The organism is Chroococcidiopsis sp. [FACHB-1243], assembly GCF_014696895.1.
Classification (GTDB): domain Bacteria; phylum Cyanobacteriota; class Cyanobacteriia; order Cyanobacteriales; family Chroococcidiopsidaceae; genus Chroococcidiopsis.
The window spans coordinates 181787-201100 of sequence record NZ_JACJQX010000001.1 but is presented as its reverse complement, the minus strand read 5'-3'; the positions used below and the strand labels follow the sequence as shown (position 1 = coordinate 201100).

Annotated in this window: 15 protein-coding genes; 5 read left to right on the top strand and 10 right to left on the bottom strand. The window is 45.1% G+C overall.

Translation table 11 applies throughout. The features are described from left to right. Window positions 1-25: 25 nt before the first annotated feature. Window positions 26-1699, top strand: a complete 1674-nt coding sequence (groL, locus tag H6G17_RS00900) for a chaperonin GroEL (RefSeq protein WP_192153488.1) — start codon at window positions 26-28, stop codon at window positions 1697-1699. Between the two features lie 48 nt (window positions 1700-1747). Here the strand turns inward: groL and selD are convergent, their stop codons facing one another. The 4 genes from selD to H6G17_RS00880 form a co-directional block, all read right to left on the bottom strand. Continuing rightward, window positions 1748-4135, bottom strand: coding sequence for a selenide, water dikinase SelD (gene selD, locus H6G17_RS00895; RefSeq protein ID WP_192153487.1), 2388 nt, complete (start codon window positions 4133-4135; stop codon window positions 1748-1750). A 74-nt stretch (window positions 4136-4209) separates the two neighbouring features. Next, on the bottom strand, window positions 4210-5073 hold the full coding sequence (locus H6G17_RS00890; RefSeq protein WP_192153486.1) for a DMT family transporter: 864 nt from the start codon (window positions 5071-5073) through the stop codon (window positions 4210-4212). Continuing rightward, window positions 5070-6152 (bottom strand): methylated-DNA--[protein]-cysteine S-methyltransferase, encoded by a 1083-nt coding sequence (locus tag H6G17_RS33825; RefSeq protein WP_277875901.1) that lies wholly within the window; start codon window positions 6150-6152, stop codon window positions 5070-5072. The genes H6G17_RS00890 and H6G17_RS33825 overlap by 4 nt, the downstream gene beginning before the upstream one ends. 105 nt (window positions 6153-6257) lie before the next feature. After that, window positions 6258-6824: a DUF3611 family protein gene (locus H6G17_RS00880; protein ID WP_192153484.1), complete on the bottom strand. Its 567-nt coding sequence runs from the start codon at window positions 6822-6824 to the stop codon at window positions 6258-6260. A gap of 265 nt (window positions 6825-7089) precedes the next feature. Here H6G17_RS00880 and H6G17_RS00875 point away from each other — a divergent pair, with 265 nt between their 5' ends. After that, on the top strand, window positions 7090-7692 hold the full coding sequence (locus tag H6G17_RS00875) for an SMI1/KNR4 family protein (protein ID WP_192153483.1): 603 nt from the start codon (window positions 7090-7092) through the stop codon (window positions 7690-7692). A gap of 23 nt (window positions 7693-7715) precedes the next feature. Here the strand turns inward: H6G17_RS00875 and H6G17_RS00870 are convergent, their stop codons facing one another. After that, window positions 7716-8537: a PD-(D/E)XK nuclease family protein gene (locus H6G17_RS00870; protein WP_192153482.1), complete on the bottom strand. Its 822-nt coding sequence runs from the start codon at window positions 8535-8537 to the stop codon at window positions 7716-7718. A gap of 73 nt (window positions 8538-8610) precedes the next feature. Here H6G17_RS00870 and H6G17_RS00865 point away from each other — a divergent pair, with 73 nt between their 5' ends. Both H6G17_RS00865 and H6G17_RS00860 read left to right on the top strand, forming a co-directional pair. Then, window positions 8611-10065 (top strand): phosphoglucomutase/phosphomannomutase family protein, encoded by a 1455-nt coding sequence (locus H6G17_RS00865; protein ID WP_192153481.1) that lies wholly within the window; start codon window positions 8611-8613, stop codon window positions 10063-10065. Window positions 10066-10118: 53 nt separating this feature from the next. Then, a complete protein-coding gene (locus H6G17_RS00860) occupies window positions 10119-10388 on the top strand; it encodes a LapA family protein (protein WP_192153480.1) in 270 nt (89 codons plus the stop codon). Window positions 10389-10398: 10 nt separating this feature from the next. On the opposite strand, the gene H6G17_RS00855 is transcribed toward H6G17_RS00860, so the two are convergent. Next, entirely contained in the window at window positions 10399-10935 is a 537-nt protein-coding gene (locus H6G17_RS00855) for a phosphate-starvation-inducible PsiE family protein (protein WP_192153479.1), read from the bottom strand. Window positions 10936-11241: 306 nt separating this feature from the next. Between H6G17_RS00855 and H6G17_RS00850 the strand changes: the two genes are divergently transcribed. Further along, window positions 11242-11811 (top strand): DUF4168 domain-containing protein, encoded by a 570-nt coding sequence (locus tag H6G17_RS00850; protein WP_192153478.1) that lies wholly within the window; start codon window positions 11242-11244, stop codon window positions 11809-11811. Between the two features lie 67 nt (window positions 11812-11878). On the opposite strand, the gene H6G17_RS00845 is transcribed toward H6G17_RS00850, so the two are convergent. The 4 genes from H6G17_RS00845 to H6G17_RS00830 form a co-directional block, all read right to left on the bottom strand. Continuing rightward, window positions 11879-14563 carry a CHAT domain-containing protein gene (locus H6G17_RS00845; protein ID WP_192153477.1) on the bottom strand — a complete coding sequence of 895 codons (2685 nt, stop codon included), beginning with the start codon at window positions 14561-14563 and terminating at the stop codon, window positions 11879-11881. Window positions 14564-14934: 371 nt separating this feature from the next. Beyond that, window positions 14935-15171, bottom strand: a complete 237-nt coding sequence (locus H6G17_RS00840) for a hypothetical protein (RefSeq protein ID WP_192153476.1) — start codon at window positions 15169-15171, stop codon at window positions 14935-14937. Window positions 15172-15363: 192 nt separating this feature from the next. Then, window positions 15364-18924: a filamentous hemagglutinin N-terminal domain-containing protein gene (locus H6G17_RS00835; RefSeq protein ID WP_192153475.1), complete on the bottom strand. Its 3561-nt coding sequence runs from the start codon at window positions 18922-18924 to the stop codon at window positions 15364-15366. 69 nt (window positions 18925-18993) lie between these two features. Beyond that, the gene (locus tag H6G17_RS00830; RefSeq protein ID WP_192153474.1) at window positions 18994-19143 is read right to left on the bottom strand and encodes a hypothetical protein; all 150 of its coding nucleotides are present in this window, start codon (window positions 19141-19143) and stop codon (window positions 18994-18996) included. Window positions 19144-19314 lie beyond the last annotated feature (171 nt).

Sequence of the window (19314 nt, the reverse complement as noted above, 5' to 3'; positions counted from 1 at the left end):
ATGGAAGCTTGAGGAAACGAAGCGTATGTCAAAAATCGTTGCGTTTGATGATGAATCGCGGCGGGCATTGGAACGGGGTGTGAATGCCCTTGCCGATGCCGTGAAAATTACCCTGGGTCCAAAAGGTCGCAACGTCCTGTTAGAGAAAAAATACGGTGCGCCTCAGATTGTAAATGATGGGATTACCGTAGCTAAAGAAATTGAGTTGGAAGACCCCCTAGAAAATACTGGGGCGCGTCTGATTCAGGAAGTTGCATCGAAAACCAAAGATGTTGCTGGAGATGGTACGACGACGGCGACGGTTCTCGCCCAAGCGATGATTCGTGAGGGATTGAAGAACGTAGCAGCGGGTGCTAATCCAGTGGCGCTGCGTCACGGAATAGAGAAGACCGTTGCCAAGCTGGTAGAAGAAATTGCTGCTGTCGCCAAACCAGTCGAAGGAAATGCGATCGCCTCTGTGGCGACTGTCTCGGCTGGAAACGATGAAGAAGTCGGGGCGATGATCGCTGAGGCAATGGAACGAGTCACCAAAGACGGTGTGATTACCGTTGAGGAATCCAAGTCTCTCACAACCGATTTAGACGTGGTAGAAGGGATGCAGTTGGATCGAGGTTATATTTCTCCCTACTTCATCACCGACAACGAGCGGATGGTAGCAGAGTTTGAGAATCCTCGCCTGTTGATTACAGACAAGAAAATTAGCACGATTCAAGATTTGATTTCGATTTTAGAAAAAGTCGCTCGTGCTGGACAACCTTTGATTATTATTGCTGAGGATGTCGATGGAGAAGCTTTAGCAACTTTGGTTGTGAATAAAGCTCGTGGCGTGTTGAGCGTCTGCGCGATTAAAGCCCCAGGATTTGGCGATCGCCGTAAAGAAATGTTGCGCGATATTGCCGTACTGACTGGCGGTCAGTTGATTTCGGAAGAAATCGGCTTGAGCTTGGATACCGCTTCTCTGGAGATGATGGGTGTCGCTCGTAAAGTCATCATCGACAAAGAATCTACCACAATCGTCGCCGAAGGCGAAAATAAAGCTGATGTGGAAAAGCGCATCAGTCAAATTCGCAAACAACTAGCAGAATCTGACTCCGACTACGACAAAGAGAAACTGCAAGAGCGAATTGCCAAGCTGGCTGGTGGTGTTGCAGTCATTAAAGTTGGTGCAGCTACCGAAACCGAACTTAAAGACCGCAAACTGCGAATTGAAGACGCGCTGAACGCGACTAAAGCCGCAGTCGAAGAAGGTATCGTCCCTGGTGGTGGTACGACCTTAATCCACTTAGCGAAGAAGGTGGACGAATTCAAAGCCAGCCTGCAAGACGAAGAAAAAGTTGCCGCTGAAATCATTGCTAGAGCGCTGGAAGCTCCCTTACGCCAAATGGCAGACAATGCAGGGGCTGAAGGCTCTGTCGTGGTTGAAAGAGTGCGGGAAACCGATTTCAACGTTGGTTACAATGCGGCAACTGGCGAGTTTGAAGATCTGATTGCTGCTGGCATTCTCGATCCTGCTAAGGTCGTGCGTTCGGCATTACAAAATGCTGGTTCGATTGCTGGTATGGTGTTAACGACCGAAGCCCTAGTCGTTGAAAAGCCAGAGAAGAAAGCTGCTGCTCCTGACATGGGCGGTATGGGCGGCATGGGCGGCATGGGCGGCATGGGTGGTATGGGCGGTATGGGTGGCATGGGTATGATGTAATATCGTCCGCGTGTATGACCCTCGTAGGGTGCGTTACAATAACGCACCCTACCGCTCGGATAAATTGATGGGTTGGCGATCGCCCTCTAAATCTACTATCTTGCCAATAATGCAACTTTGTGTATAACCTAAACTGTGTAGGTTATTTAAACATTGACTGGCTTGCTCTGCTGGAATTGATGCTAGTAAACCGCCCGATGTCTGCGGATCGAATAAGAGAGAGTACCGAGCAGACTGGCTGACGGATTCCGAACGAGCGATGTTTAGATCGGTAATAAAATGAGCAATGCGTAAATTTTCCGCTTGCAGCGAACTGACAATCCCTTTTTGTAATGTAGCGATCGCACCTTCTAGAGCGGGAATTGCGGCTAAATTTAAAACTACAGCCACTTGGGAAGCTCGAACCATTTCATACAAATGTCCGGCAAGTCCAAAACCTGTAACATCAGTACAAGCAGTGGCTCCATGTGCCATCAAACAAGCAGCTGCGACTTGATTCGATCGCAACATTGATATTATGGAGCGATCGATCCAATCTCCTTTAGCTTCCCGTTGCATCTCGGCAGCAAAAAGGGTTCCCGTACCGAGGGCTTTTGTTAAAATTAGCACTTGTCCTGACAGCATCCCACCTTTGCGGAGAAGTTTATCGGGGTGGACTAAACCGTTACAAGATAATCCAAATTCTAATTCAGCTCCTTGAGTGGTATGTCCGCCTACCAAAGGTGTCTGTGCATCAGATAGCACTTTGACTGCACCGGATAGTAACTGATAAAGAGTTTCTTCTATTTTAGATTCTAAAGCATAGGGAATAGTTGCGATCGCCAATGCACTTTGAGGTGTCGCACCCATTGCAAAAATATCGCTGAGGCAATGGTTGGCAGTAATTTGTCCAAAAATATACGGATCGTTGATGAGACTGCGGAAATGATCTATGGTGTGTACCATCCACAAACCTCCTGGTACTTCCACCACCGCCGCATCGTCAGGAGCATCTAGCCCGATAATAATATCTTGGCGATCGCACCAGTTAGTACTATCCTGCTTGATTTGATTGAGTACCCTTTCTAAAACTGTGGTGCTAACCTTAGAACCGCAGCCAGCGCAAGGCATTTTTTGGGAGTTGGTAGTTGCTTCCTTGTCTCCCTTGTCTCCCCTGTCTCCCTTGTCCTCCATTTGCGGTAAATTGCTAAACCGTTCCATAAATTTGCGATCGATCGCATCTTTCCAGCGCCACAGCCAGCCAGTAGCGCCAAAACCAAATTTTCCCCATGCCGCGATCGCTTTGCCGTCTCCCGTACCGATTAAGCTTAAATATTGTTTCTGTGGTTTGTAAGGCTGTAAAGATCGCTCTAATATTGCCCATTGCAGGTTTTTAAATAAAGGTTTACCCTGACGCACGGCAAATACTCCAGCTTTAGGACGGGGATAATTTACCACTGAGGCAATATCACCCGCTGCAAATACATCTGGATGAGAAATCGATTGCAATGCATCGTTGACGAGAATAAAACCGCGTTCGTCAGTGGCGATTCCGGCGGCTTGCAGCCAATCGGGTGCGGAGGCTTGCGTTACCCAGAAGATGCGATCGCATTCTACTTGCAATCCAGATTCACATTTGATGGTGTAGGGTGTAGGGGCGCACGGCTGTGCGCCCGTACGGGAGTCGGGAGTCGGGAAAGATTTGACTTGAATTTCACAAACGGTTTCTTTTAGATGCAATTGAATTCCTTTGTGAATTAAAATCTCTTGACAGCGATGCCGTACCCAGGAATTATAATTCGGCATCAATTCATCACCGCGCTGGAATAGATGAATTTCTAGATCTCGATCTTCCCTCTCCTCCCTGAATAAGCGAGAAGACTTAGCCCCCCTTTTTAAGGGAGGTTGGGGGGATCTTATAGACTGCAAATGACCCTGCATTGCCATTGCTAACTCGACTCCGCCAGCACCTCCACCGACAATTCCCAGGCGCAATGTAGAGACGTTACATGTAACGTCTCTACACAAGTCATACCAATGTTGCAGAAACTGCGCTACTGGTTTCGCTGGAATCGCGTACTCTGCTGCACCAGGTACGGAAATTTGAGCCGGAGTGCTGCCAATATCAACAGAAAGTAGATCGTAGGCTACAGGCGGACGATTGGCACAAATAACTTTTCGATTAACTAAATCTAATCCAACAACACGATCGCGATAAAATTGCACCCGAGCAAATTGGGCTAAACGTCGTAGATCGATGTGGCATTCTTCATGAGTGTAAAATCCGGCAACGTGACCGGGTAACATTCCCGAATAGGGGGTATCTGACGCTTCTGTAATCAATGTAACTCGAATACCTGGTATCGGTTTCATACCCAGCATTCTCAGAACAATAGCATGGCTGTGACCGCCGCCAATCAGGACTAAATCTTTAGTAACGAGTTGCGATCGCTGCATTCACTCTCAAAATAAAATATCTCTCATATTGATTCTGACAAATTAGTCGAGGTGAAGGCGGAACGCGATCGCCATTATTTCTGCTGTTTTGGATTAATGACTAACCAAACGCTCAGTAAAATTGTTATCAATCCAAAAATTAAGCCAGAATTCACGGGTTCGCCGAGGAAAACATTGCCAAATAACAGACTGAAAACAGGAATTAAAAAAGCAACGGTTATTGCTCCAGTCGCGCCGATATTGGAAATTAGTTGAAAGTAGAGTGGATAGGCAATGGCAGTACACGCGATCGCCAGTACGACGACTGCAAAAATAACTTCGAGCGAGGGAAGTGTTTGAGGAAAAGTTGCAACAGCAACCGGCATCAGCAAAATACTCGAACTAGTTAACTGTCCGAAGGCAGTTTCAGCAACTCGGTCGTGTATAAATCTGCGACGGGCATATACAGCAGCAATACCATAGGAGAGGGCGGCAATTAAAGCTGATATTCCTCCAAAAATGACTGGAGGTGATAGCGGTAAGGGACTCCATCCGACTAAAATAGTAACTCCAACAATCCCTAACACTAATCCGATAACTTTACGTTTGTTTAGCGATTCTTTCAACCAAATAGCTGAAACGATCGCTGTAAATAGAGGAGCTGTTGCATTTAAAATTGCCGCAATTGAAGCATTAAGGTTGACAATAGCGATCGCGATTAGTAAGAAAGGAATGACATTGTTGAATAAGCCCAACAAAAGATAAGACTGCCAACGACTTTTGAGTTTGAATGGTGAGGCGATTGCGCCAGATAAACCTAATGCAAATGCTGCTAAGATAATCCGTAAGCTGATGGTGAAGAGAACTCCTAAAACAGGAGCTGCAATACGGATAAATAAATACGAACCACCCCAAAGCGCAGCGAGTAAAAACAAGCGCGCTAGATCGATTGGTTTCATTTAGATTTTCCAGTGTGTTCTAGTTCTAGTAGCAACCGTTTTCGCCAAATTCCGCCGTTGTATCCAGTTAACTGTCCATCTTTGCCAATTACGCGATGGCAGGGAATCAGGATATCGATTCGATTCATCCCATTTGCTCTAGCTACAGCACGAACTGCTGTTGGCTGACCGATGCGCCGAGCTAGTTCATCGTAAGATATTGTCGTCCCATAAGGAATGCGTTGTAACTCCGACCATACTTTTTCTTGAAATGCAGTTCCTTGTGGAACCAAAGGAATTGTAAATTTGGTTAGCTTACCTGCGAAATAACACGCCAGTTCATCTCGCAAATGCTCTATATGATGATTCGTCACGGGGAGAATGGGATAGCCAAAACGTTTGCGAATTGTGGCATAGTTATGCTCAAGCATTTGCTTATCTGTATAGGCGATCGCACATATCCCTTGACTAACTGCACCAACAAGTAATGCTCCTAAAGGTGTTTCTAAAATTTGCGTGGCTACAAAGTCGCTAGTTTGGCTTTGTCCTGGGGGGACACCAAAGACTTTGCTGAAGGCTTCTCTAAACCCACTATGAGATTCATATTGATTGGCAAAGACAACATCATCTAACGTGGCTCCCGCTCGGATTTGAGTGAAAGCATTCGCCAATCGTCTGCCGCGACACCATTCTACAAATGTCATGCCGTAATGCTCTCGAAACCAGCGTCGAACTCGTTCGGGAGTTGTTTTTAACTCACGCAGTTCTGCGGCTGTAATTTTTAGATCTGGTGCGGTTTCCACGCGCTGCATTAATGTCGTCACCCAATCTGGCAATGCTCCGTACGCTAAAAGCGGATGACATCGTTTGCAAGGACGATAACCCGCAAGCACGGCATCTCGGATTGAGGGAAAGAATTCAACGTTTTCCAGTTTCGCACGAGCAGGACAAGAAGGGCGACAAAAAATTCCTGTCGTGCGGACAGCCACAAAAAACACGCCGTCATAGCTAGCATCTTTATTGTGAGCCGCTCGTTCCATTTCAGTGCGCGATGGCAAGAGATTTAAGTTCATTTGCACGGGTACGCAATTCAATTCCATACTGGCTATTGTTGCAAGCCCATACATCGCCGTCTACCGAAAAAGCGACACGATCGTCGATTCAGTAAGCTAGCGTGAAGGATGAAGTGCGATCGCCTCTACTCTTTAGTCAATCCATTCTAGAAGTCCTAAAGAGGTTATACTACCAACTAAATGAGTTCCGATTAAGTTAACGTTAGATAAGATTACCAAAATATCTAAAGAACGAATTAAATTTTGGCGATTGTAGATTGCAACTCCTTGGGGAACGGATAAAGATTTTGATAATACGGCGATCGCGCTGACTTCTGAGGCGATAAAAGCGATTAGCATTCCGATAAAGCTGACGATTAAACCGATTTTTAAGGCTTGAATTACTTCTTCTTTGCGAGGATGGATCGTGCGATCGCTTGATTGCAAGCGTCTGGCTAAGCTTCGATCTCGAAAAGCCCAAACTATACTAAAGGCAGCTAGTAATACACCGACAATAGCTAGAAAAATACTAAAACTAAGACCTGCACTGTTAGGTATTTCGCCAACATTGCGGCTGAGGATAGCAAATATCAAGGCAATTCCAGAGGTACTCGCTAGTGCTAATTGTATCCAAAAGCTAAACCGACTGACAAGGCGAAAAGCAGCGGCGAATCTTTGTTTGGTTGGTGTTGGTAGAGAGTCTTTGATTAATTCAGACATAGATTTCTCTCGAAGGTAGATTTTACATTTGTTGTAAAGAAATTTTTGAGAGAAATCATCAACCAAAAGTTAGCTGTTGGGATAATTTTATATATAATGATATAGACCGAGGGATAGGTTCACTAGCAATCTCTGCGTTTATGTAAAGATATTTGTAAACTTGTCCTTCTCGGAATGTTAGCAAGGGATTTATTTTTGTGTCGCGCAAAGTCGCAAAGGCGCAAAGAAGGACGGAAAAGGGATAGTGATAAGCTAATTTATGTTTATGTCAAGGTTAACTGAGGCTTTAGAATATTTATACAATTTTCTATGTTTAGAGTATCCAGAAATTGCTTCGTCATTACAGCCAGGTTTAACCCGCGAAGAAATTGACGAAAAGGTTAAACACTTAAGATTTTCATTGCCAGAAGAAGTCTACGAACTCTATCAGTGGCGAAATGGAATGCGAGGAACTATATTTTTTGAATTGTTATACGACGGATATAGATTAGATATAGAGATAAATGATACAGTGACTATAGCTCTTTTTTACTCTTTGGAAAAAGCTATAAATTCATATTTTATGAAATACACGCCTTTTCTCATGCCTCTTTTTTCTTGGTACGACAATATGGTTGCAGGAGGTTTTTTTGCTGTTAATCTGGAACAGGGAGGTTCGCCTATAGTTCATTACATCGATAGATATTTAAACGAGCTAGAGCAGGAAAAGGATTTTTATAAGAATAATATAATATATTCAAGCCTTACAGATTTAATTTTAGCAATCGCTGAGTGTTGTGAAGCAGCTCTCTTACCAAGCTCTAGCAAAGGTGTACTTCTTATAGACGAAGATAAATTCGAGCAAATCTATCTGAAATACAAGGTATAGAGATAAGGCGGGCATTGCCCACCCTACTTGGAGGGTTTAAAGTTGGAAAATTCGCAAATTGCACTGAAGGAACAGTACCGACAGTGATAACCTGGATTGGGAGGAAAGATTTTACTAAAATTATAGGGGTTTTGTTCGTATTTATTAATATCTCGCTGGTGGCGAATTGCAATCCTTGCCAGTTGACTTTCAATTGCGTCGAGTTGACTGGGAGTGACGCGAATTAGAGCGGAGGTTTTACACTGTTCTAAATTATAAAAGGAAGCAACTGCTGTATATTGAGGATATAAATAACGGGCAGCAACGAGATAGACAAATGCTTGTCTTTGGTCGAAGATAGATTTACCTGTTTTAAAATCGATAATGTGTAATGTTTTATCTGGTTCTGTTAAAATACAGTCCATCGTGGCATAGAGCCGAAAGCGATAATTTTGTTGTTCGATCCAAATTGGTTTAGGAAATCCTTCCTCACCACTAGTTAATTCAATAATATGTTTTCCTGCTAATAGTGGATGAGCGTGATAATTTTTGAGAATCTGCGTTACTCGCTGCTGAACTTGTGCGGTTAATTTGCCGAGTTTAAGTAACTGCGAGACTCTTTCCACGCCATCAGGTTGAGTCAGAAATTGACGGTGACGGTGGAACTCGTAAACGCCTTTCTGCGCCAACAACCCAATTCGCTGCGGAATGCTAGCTTGGGTAAGTAATGATTGAACGATCGGTTCTTTTTGTCTCGCTTTGATAAAACCCCGCTTCATTTGGCAATGCCAGCGTTCTTGTCCTACGGCTGGGACAATTAACGACCACAAGTGATAACTAACAAAGGGTTGCCCAAGAATTGGCATTGTTCTTAGAGGAAACAACAAAGATACGGACTGTCTAACAAAGGTATGAAGCAATAAACTTCTTGTAATATTGATGATGAATATAGCGTGGCAAACTGTGAATGCCAGTCAGATCGGCAAAATTAAATTTGGTACTGATGGATGGCGGGGAATCATCGCTGACGATTTTACCTTCGCCAACGTCCGACGAGTGACAAGGGCGATCGCAAGTTACCTAGAAACTGCATACACTAAAAGTAGACCAGTTTTGGTGGCTTACGACACCCGTTTTTTGGCAGAAAAATTTGCCCGTACCGCTGCCGAAGTCTTAGCAGAATTAGGATGGAGTGTGAAAATTACCGATCGCGATTGTCCGACTCCGGTAATTGCTTATAATGCCCGTTACTTAAATTCAGCAGGGGCATTAATGTTCACTGCTAGCCATAACCCTGCACCATATTGCGGGATTAAATATATTCCCGACTATGCTGGTCCTGCGACTCCAGAGATTACTGATACAATTGTGGCAAATATTTTTAGTGTGGAGGATACTCCGCCAAAATTTATCCGCAATGACAGAATTTCTACTTTTAATCCCCAGCCCGAATATTTGAGGTTTATCTACTCTCTCATTGATATCGAAAAAATTCGTCATGCTAGGCTGAGGGTAAAGTACGATGCGCTTTACTCGACTTCTCGCGGCTACCTAGATACGGTATTGAGATACTGCGGTTGCGAGTTAGAAACATTCCACGCCTACCGAGATGTCTTATTTGGTGGTGGAATGCCGGAACCACAAGGCAAACAGTTAACTCAGTTGGTAGCAGCCGTACAAGCAGATGCCGCTGACTTTGGCTTAGCTACGGATGGAGATAGCGATCGCTTTGGCATTGTAGACGAATTAGGCAATATCTTAACGCCAAATGCCGTCTTGTTATTGCTTGCCCGTCACTTAATTGAGAATAAAGGCAAAACAGGGGCGATCGTGCGTACCGTCGCCACCACACGTTTACTCGATAATTTTGCCGCTAAATACCGATTACCTTTATACGAAACTCCTGTAGGATTCAAGTACATTGGGGAAAAAATGCGCGAAACCACCGTATTAATTGGCGGCGAAGAATCGGGTGGTTTAAGCGTAATCGGACATATTCCCGAAAAAGATGGGATACTCGCAAATATGCTAGTTGCTGAGGCAATCGCCTATGCAGGTAAGCCATTGAGTCAGCTAGTTGCAGAAGCAATTGCTGATGCTGATGGTCCCCTGTACAACCACCGCATCGATTTGCACCTCAGCGATGCCCACAAAGCCGCCATTGTTGACTGTTTTACCCGGAATCCTCCCAGTGCGATCGCCGGAATCGCCGTTAAAGAAGTGGGTCGTAAAGACGGAGTTAAACTGTATTTAGCAGAGGGTAGCTGGATACTGCTACGCCCTTCGGGTACGGAACCCCTCATGCGCGTCTACATGGAAACCAACTCTCTCGACAAGCAAGATCGAATTGTGATGGAAATGGAAAGATTAATTCAGCACATTGGTAATAGGTAAGTCAAAAGTTAAAAGTCAAAACTAACTACTCCCGACTCCCGATTTCCTAATTTATGAAATCCCTTGCAAGTCTTCTCACTTCTTCTGTTGTCGCTGTTTGGATTGTGGCGATCTCGCTGCTATCTATGCAAAATGCCGATCCAATTCGGCTGAAGTTTTTACGCTACCAGACAATTCAATTACCCGTTGGTTTTGTTTTGGCTGTTAGTGCTGGTGTAGGAGTCGTTGCAACAGCCTTGATGCAGCCTCTGTGGGGTATAGAGGGTACGCCTGCACGATCTATTGAGGAAGACATCGAAGATGAGTTTTCTTTTGATGAATAGCGTAGAAACGTTACATCTCATGTGAAGACGTTACATGTAACGTCTCTACACGATCTTCTGGCATAGATCCATTGTGGTAGGTTTTGGCAAATCGTTTTTCAGGATCGATACCTCTGAATGTGGGGGGTATCCAAACGCGGACAACGAGTAGGGCTGCTAATACCAACAAAAAGGCACATGCAGCTAAAATTTGATTCCAGGGTACTTCCAAAACTCCCCGCACGATCACTTCTCTTAATACAGATACGATCGAAACTTCTACAGCGACACCAATTGACACTCGCTGTTCTTGCAGGTAAATAATTAGCAGTCGAAACAACTCAACCAGAATTAACAAAAAGAGAATATCTGCAGTGATTTGATGAAAGTTGAGAGGAGGTAGCAGCATAAAGAAGATTCCCCTCAGTTGAATTGCCATGACACAGAACAAACCGACGCACAGAGAGATGACAATTAAATCCTGAATTGTTTCTAGGCTACGTACGATCGCACTACGATTGAAAAATTCGTACCAATAATGCAATGGGCTTTTTAAAGGTTGATTCATTGGAAAATTCTCCTGTGTGCGGTTTGCTCGTTATGCTTACATTAACTTATGCTTTTAAGTTTTAAGTTTTGAAAAAGTTATATAAATAATTATTGTCCTCGATCGCACCCGATAAATCCGACTATTTGCAGAAGACTGGTAATCATTGCTGGGTTGAGTATCTGGAGCGATCGCCTGCCAAATTTTTTTCAAAATAGGTAAACATACCGCAGAGATTTTGTTCTCTAAGCACATCTTTCCTTAGGAGGATTTGGGAAATTATGTGCGATGATTTCATGGAAAAAGTTTGTTCGAGGTGTAACTTGCATGAAAGCTAGATATCTATCATTCATAGGTATGGCGATCGCAGTGGCATTGAGTGGTAGTGCTGCTTGGGCGCAATCAAGTTCTGTACCGAAAGAAATCCAGCTTTCACAGGCAGATAGCCCGTCCCAAAGTCCGACTCAACCAACTCAACCCTCCCAGTCTCAGCCACCAACTCAAAAACCAACCCAATCTCAGGTTAGTCAGAAAGAACTAGAACAATTTGCTAGCGCAGTCAAAAAACTACAACCAATTCAAGAGAACGCCCAAAATCAGATCGTTCAAGCAATTCAGCAGGAAAAATTGAGCGAAAAACGGTTTGGCGAAATTTACCAATCGCGCCGAAATCCTCAAGCGCAGCCCACAACCAAAATCACCCCTGACGAAAATAAGAAGTTCGACCAAGCCAACGCTAAAATTGAAAAGATCGAGCAGTCCACGCAAGGGCAAATGGAGCAGGCTGTTAAGGGTGAAGGTTTAGATATTCAGCGATTCAATCAAATCTTTCTCACCCTGAGACAAAACCCAGACTTACTGCAAAAAGTGCGAGAAATGATCAAGACTTCCGGCTAATTAGTGGTCAGTGGTTAGTGGCTAGACAAAGATTCTAGTCACCAGCTACTAACCACTAGTCCCTAGACTACAGCCAATTACCTACCAAAACGTAGGGTGCCCAGTAAACAGGATGGCGATAGCGAGGGTTTTCTAGTAGAGCGAGTTGAGCGCGGCGCAGTGCCTCGGCTTTTGTCATCTCAGCCGTAGATAGCTCCTGGTAAAACTGACTCATTAACGGTACGGTAGCGGCATCGCTGACATACCAGAGAGTTGCCAAGGTACTACGCGCTCCGGCTCGTACTGCGACTCCAGCCATGCCAAGCGCAGCTCTTCTGTCTCCGGCGACGGTACGACAGCCGCTTAACACCAGAAGTTCGATCGCATTTGGTCGTTCTAAGTCCGAGCTAGGTTCGCGCACCCGCAGAAGTTCGTCTAACTGCTTAACATTGATCGGTCCATCCCAAGCGAGAATATATGTCTGATCGGCTTGCGAGCCAAACTGAGCGTGACTGGCAATGTGGACGATGGAAAAAGGCAGAGATTTAATTTGGTTTCTCAGCGATGTGCTAGTGAAATTTTGATTGAGTAGCTCTCTTCCTGGCACTTCCGAGCGAATTTGATTCAGCTCTAAGGCTACATTAGTTAAAGCCGGATAGTCTCCTCGTGGTTCGGTCAGTCCAGCAGTCAAGGCTCTCAAACGCTCTCGGCTTAAAGGCTGGGGCTGGAGTAATTCTAGGCTGGGCGTGAGAGCAACGCTATATTTTTGAACGAGAAACTGTTTGCCGTCGTGCAGAGCCGCCATTGGTAGCTTCTGCAAGGAAATATCCAGCACGAATACCAAAGTTTTTACGCCACTCTTTTCAATATCGGCAGCAGCAGGACGAATCAACCAGTCATAGACTTGTTGGGAGAGAGTCAAAAAGTCTTGAGAGTAACGGATCACTAAATTTTGCCGCAACTGGTCGATCGCGCTTTCGACTTGAGCGCGAGGTAAAGCCGTAGCATAATGGCGCAAAGGTTGCTTGGGCAAGCTGAGAATAACTTCCAAACGGTCTTCTAAAATCACCGGATAAATCACAGCCGCTTGAGGATCGACGCGATCGATTTGAGTTGGCTGGGTATCCAAACAAGCTGCGCGAAAGAAATCGACGAGTTCGGCAGCTTTGAGAGATTCAAAGACGGTACGAGCTTGGTTGAGATTGTCTTGGCTTGGTTGAGTGCCATCATCTTGCAACAGCAACCCGACAAACTGCCGATACACGGGTTCTACGCTCTCGCGGAAAGAAAACTGCACGCTGGGATTGATACTAACAAGATCGTTACGCAGAGATTGGAGAGTTTTCACCGCATCAGCATAAGCCGCGATCGCACCTTGATTATCTTTCTCCGCTTTTAGCAGCCTTCCCAACTGCCATTGCCAGCTATAAGCAATATCTGGGGCATCAATTGACTGAGTAATCGACAGTGCTTGCTGAGTCAGTTTTTTTGCCTCTGCCAACTGTCCAACCTGTTCGTACAATCCACCCAAGCTACCCAAGGCATAAGCTTCAGCCCGTGGATCTTTCAAACTCCGTGCCTGTTGCACCGCAGTTGCTAGAACTTGGGCAATTTCTTGGGTAGTTGGTTGTTGGTTGTTGCTCTTCTGCTCCTCAGCTCTCTTCCCCGACTCCCGACTCTCCAATTTCATCAAACTATCGGCAAAGTTAATATGGGCGTAAACTGTAGCTCTGCTGGGAGGTAGTTGGGCTAGTTGAGTCTCGATTTGGGGAATTAATTCCCGTGCGGCTGAATCTGGTTGAGTTTGACTTAATAATTGCAGTTGATTTAGCTGGGCTTGAAGTTTGATATTGGTAGTAGGAGCAGACTTTTCTGCTTGTTGATAGTAATCTAAAGCAGCGTCGGTATCTCCTTGAGCGCTGACGGTATTACCTAAACTCAAGAGCGTTGCTGCGGTTTCTTGAGCAGAAGGTAGGCTTCGAGCAATCTGCAAACTTTCTTGTAGGGTTTTGCGAGACTGTTCTAAGTCACCAACTTGTTGTAGGACTTCTCCTAGACTACGCAAACTGACTGCTTTAGTCAGAGAATCGGGAGTATTGCCCAGAGATTTGTTGATTTCAGTCGATTTTGTCAAGGCACGGCTGTACAATCCCATTGCCCGTAATGCTTGGACGGAATTGATTTGGCTGCGGATCTCTCCTGCTTTATTACCAACTTGAGTATAGAGCGCTGCCGATCGCCCCCAAGTCTCGATCGCCGTTTCTGCTTCCCCTGTTAGTAGTTGCAATCTAGCTTGGATATCTAAAGCTTGGGCGAGAACTTCTTGAGTACGGGAGTCGGGGGGGGTTCCTCTGCTCCCCTGCTCCTCTGCTCCCCCGTTCCTCTGCTCTTTAGAATATCCCAGCAACTTCAGACTCTCATCGATCGCCTGTTTTGCTTCTGTCCAAGCGCCGAGTTGTTGATATGTCAGCGAGAGATTGCTCAAAGCTAGGGCTTGCTTGAGAGTATCGTTTTTAGTTCGATAATCTTGCAGTGCTTGTTGCAAGACATTGACTGCCTCTGCATACTTACCTGCGTCGTAGAATGTTTTACCTTGTTGCAGGCGATCGCCCGTCTGTGCAATTGGGATTGACTGACTGGGAATCGTTGCAGAGGGGGCGGGAATTTTGGCGATCGCGGGTACTTGAGTCGTACACAGCACTGCTACTAAGGCAAGCAAGCTATAAATAATCCGTTTTCTGCCCGATCTGGGTTGGAAGTAGGGAAATCTCATACGTTTTTCCGTATCGCGTTTCTTATACCAATTAGCTTGTAAGATGAATTATCTAATATCAACTCGCGATCTGGATGTAAATTTTACGATCTTTCCTAGTTTAGGTAGACTAGGGAGATAAATTTATCATTAAATCTGCTTTTAGCTATGGCTATGTAGATTTAGTTGATTCCAATTTGTTTGGGCAATCAGTAGAATTTTACTTGTTTAAATTAGATTCATATACAGGTATTTTGTAGAGGCGAGTTTAGTCAAGATTGGAAGTTGCGATCGGCTCACCTCTACATTACTGAACTGAATTATCAGTTCGGCTTAAAACTCTAGTGACAACCATTAAATAGCAAATACTATTCCAGAGAATAGTATTTTATCTATTGATTTAATGCTCGAATCATTGAATTAACAGATGCAACTAACGATCTACCAGATGAACCTGCACTTGCTCCTATCACTGCAGAACCTAACGCTGCACCTGCTGTACCTGCATTTGAGCCGCCTACTGTCTTAACAGCTTCTTCGTCCACAAGTTCGATAAAAGATGAATTAGTTAGGTCGGTCGGGGGGCAATTGTTGGTATTTTTCATTGCTTTTTCTTGTTGAAGAACCAAATTAAACTAATCAAAAGCTCCTGCATTAACTCTATATTTGCAGAACGCTTTGTAGTGTTAATTTTGAACACTTTTAGCTTTCAACTATAGTTTTTATATCGAGGAATGAAACTCTGAACCTAATGTTTTTAATTTTTCATAAATCTAATTTGACTGTTACATAGAAAAACATAAATTCTTCAAACCAACTAATTAAGATGAACTACTACAAGACGTTGGTGTTGCATCAAAACTATTTGGAGTTGTGCTGCTATTAGCGTTGGTAAGAATAATCTCACCTTGAGAACCAAATTGCCAAGTAGTAGCTTCTACTATGGGAGTAGCTGTAGGGTTAGTTGTCTGTGAGATAGCTTTTTCTACCGTTGAACTGTTACTAGTTTCAGTCGGTAAACTTGCCCAATTGGTAAGGAGGGCATCAGGACTGAGTTTATCCCCTGGTGCAGGCGGTAAACCACCACGTCCAGTAATGGCAAAGCGATTTTCGGCTCCAGATGGACATCCAGCTGCGACTAAGGTAGAAGCATCGACTAATCCTGTAGGTAGTTCTACAACATCGCGACTAGGATCGATATCGGCAGCGTTGAATGTCACAGTTCCGCTAAGAGAGGGATTAGTTTGAGAAATTGCCGTAATATCGTTGCTGGGTAAGAAACCAGGATCTAACCGTGCCGGATCGTCAGTGCCTAATAACGTTTGAAGCTCTTGACGAGAAAGTGGCGCGAGTCCAAAAATACTATCGGCTGTAATATCGACCCTACCGCCGCTACCACTAAAAGCATTAGCAGTAATATCGTTATTGCCGTTGGAATTGGCAATAATCAGAGGGGAATCAATTGTAATGTTACCGCCATTCCCAGCTTGTTGTGCTGCACCTGCTGTAGCTGAGATTCGGCTGCTGTTACGTAAGCGCAAGCTTTTGCTAGCCCGCAGTTGAATGTTGCCACCGTCGCCCGAATTTGTGGCAGCCAAAATATTCCCTGCATCAAGGTCAAGCGATCGAACTTCTATGTCGATGTTGCCTGCATTGCCCTGCCCTTGGTTGCTGCTATTTAATTGAGCGCCATTAGTTAAGAAAAGCGATCGTCCATCGATCCTGATGTCGCCACCTCTACCTTCACCTTGAAATTGGTCTATCTGCCCTACAGCACTGTATATCCCACTAGATACACCATTTGTGCCAATCCCATCAATCGAAATGCGATCGCCAGCATTAACGCTAATATTACCTGCATTGCCTCTGCCACCGGAAATAGCCTGCAATACGCCACCTCCACTGACTGTTACATCGTCGGTAGCATCCACTCTAATATCACCTGCATCTCCTTGTCCAAAGGTTGAGGCTATGATTTGCGCTCGATCTGTAACAGCAAGCGATCGCGCTTTAATTTCAATATCACCAGATTGGCGATTGTCCTCAAATTGGACAGTTGGTCCTAAACTATTGACAATGCCACTAACCAGACCATCTGTTCCCACTCCATCTACACTGACAAGACCGCCAGCAGTGATGTTAATATTCCCTGAGCTACCTGGACTGCTAGAAATAGCTCTGAGAAGCGCGCCGCTGCTAATTGAAACAGAATCGCTTAAATTCAGTTGAATATTGCCAGCATTGCCGGAATTACGAGCTGAGGTTTCTAATAATGCTCCGTTGGATAAAAATAGCGATCGCGCCCTAATATTTATATCACCAGCGCGGCGATCGCTCCTGGGAGTATTTTCCTCGATAGAGCTGATAATTCCGCTAATATCGCTGCTCGCTCCCGTACCGCTAAAAGCAACACGATCGCCTGCATTGATAGTGATATTACCTGCATTGCCTTCACCGTTAGAAAAAGCTTGGATAAATGATTTGCCGCTAGCATCAAGCGAATCGGCTACATCAATCTGAATATTGCCAGCATTTCCTCGTCCCTGAGATGAAGCACCGACTTGCGATCCGTTAGATAGAGAAAGAGATCGCGCTTTGATATTAATATCACCACCTTCACCTTCGCCGCGAAACTGACCGAACTGGATTACAGCACTGAGAATCCCACTACTATCGTCTATAACAATGCGATCGCCTGTATTCACTGTGATATTACCAGCGTTACCAGTGCTAGCAGAAATTGCTTGTATTGCTGCATTGCCAAGTATGCTCACATCATCTGTCGCATCTACTCGGATGTTGCCAGCATTTCCCCGTCCTACGGTTGTAGTAGCGATTTGCGCTCCGTTTGTGACAGATAGCGATCGGGCTGTAATGTTAATCTCTCCACCTTGGCGAACGCCTTCAGACGCTGCTGTTGGCAATAGCAGGCTGCTGATGCCGCTCAGATTGCCTCTAACTCCTCCATCAAGGGAGACGAGTCCGCCAGCAGTAATCGTAATATTGCCGGAATTGCCTTGGCTGGCAGAAGTCGCTGTCAGAGATGAACTACCATTGATGGATAAGGCATCAGCAACATTCACTTGAATGTAACCAGCAGAGCCTTGTCCGAGAGTGGAGGTTGTCAGTTCGGAGTCATTGGTCAGAGACAGCGATCGCGCAGCAAGCGTTAGATTACCACCGTTACCCTTAGCTGTTTCTCTAACTCTGCTGAAAATAATGCTACCGCCGTCTAAGGCAATGCGATCGCTAGCAGTGATATTCACATTGCCTGCATCTCCAGTCCCAAAAGTGCTGGCAGCGATCGTGCCTCTATTGGTCATCGATAGCGAACCCGTTTTGACATTAATGTTGCCACCTTTACCCGTACTACCTCGGCTGACGTTGTTAAAGAATCCACTGGAAAACCCTGCTTGGTTTTGTCCGTCAATGGTAATAGCACTAGCATTAATGTCTATATTCCCTGCTACAGCATTGACTGTTCCTTGATTTGGGGCAATGCCGGAATTAATTTCACTGCCTCCAAAAAGGCTCAAGTTGTTGGCGTTGACGGCAATACTACCGTCACCTCCAGCCGCCACATCCACGAAAGAGTCATTAGTCAGCGATATATCTCCGAGGGCTAAATCTGTAGGAAAGCTGAGGCGAAAACCACTGTTGTCTGTGTTCAGCCCTACAACACCTGGGGCGGCAACTGCACCTAATTCGATACGTCCACCCGCAGCGGTTATGTCTCCGCCTTCCAAGCTGACATTGCCACCAATTAATCCTATGGTTCTCCCAGGCTGTACCTGTAAACCAAAAGTACTAGCACGATTGACGATATTCCCTGGATTCGTACCGAATTGCAAACCCAAAGGGACGCTGACGGTGAGTAGCGGCGCACCCGTACCTGGGGTAGTGCTAAACTGCGTCCCATCGGCAAAATTAATACTGTTAGCTGTTGTAGCAATGAAGGAACCACCGACTATGAGTCTGGCATTTTGACCGAAAATAATCCCATTGGGATTGAGTAGGAATAAATTCGCCGTGCCTCTTGCTGCTAAAATGCCATCAATCTCAGAAACTGAGCCACCTGTAACTCTGGTGAGGATATTTTGAATATTTGCTCCGTTATCAAATAAAGCTGCTCGTCCATTGGGGATGGAAAATTGCTCGAAGCTATGAAATAAATTACTTCCCCGCGTGGCTCCACCAGAAATTCTATCTATACCGTCTGGGCTGGAGTTGACTGTAGAATTATCTACACCTAGAGTATTATCAGGTCTAAGTTGGCTATCCGGTGGAACTTGAGCTAGCGTATGACTCCCAAACGCTGTACTTCCTATCACCACGCCAGCTAGTCCTAGTCGCACTACCTCACGCCAAAAAATTCGCATCATTTCTCCTCTCCCCGCTCATTCTACTTGTGATTTTTGAGACAAGTATCTCAGTATCCAAGGCTACATTGCCTAAAGTGATATTGCCAGAAAAATCACCTGTCTGCGGTTAAGAATGCTTGCAAGGGTGTAGAGAAGCGCAAACGTTGCGATCGCATTATTTTTATCTACAGCAATTCGCGATCGCGCATATAACACTGGTAGGGGCGCACAGCTGTGCACCCCTACAGTCTGTGTATTTCACCCAATTGAAAACCGCTATGGTGATGCCAGGTGCAACCAAATTTATAGCCCTTTTTAGAGAGTTGGGGAACTATAGCCCTCTTGTTAATACCATTTCACTAAAGCTATGTGATTGCCGATTTCCTGTAGCCCTGCTTGGAAAGGGGGGAA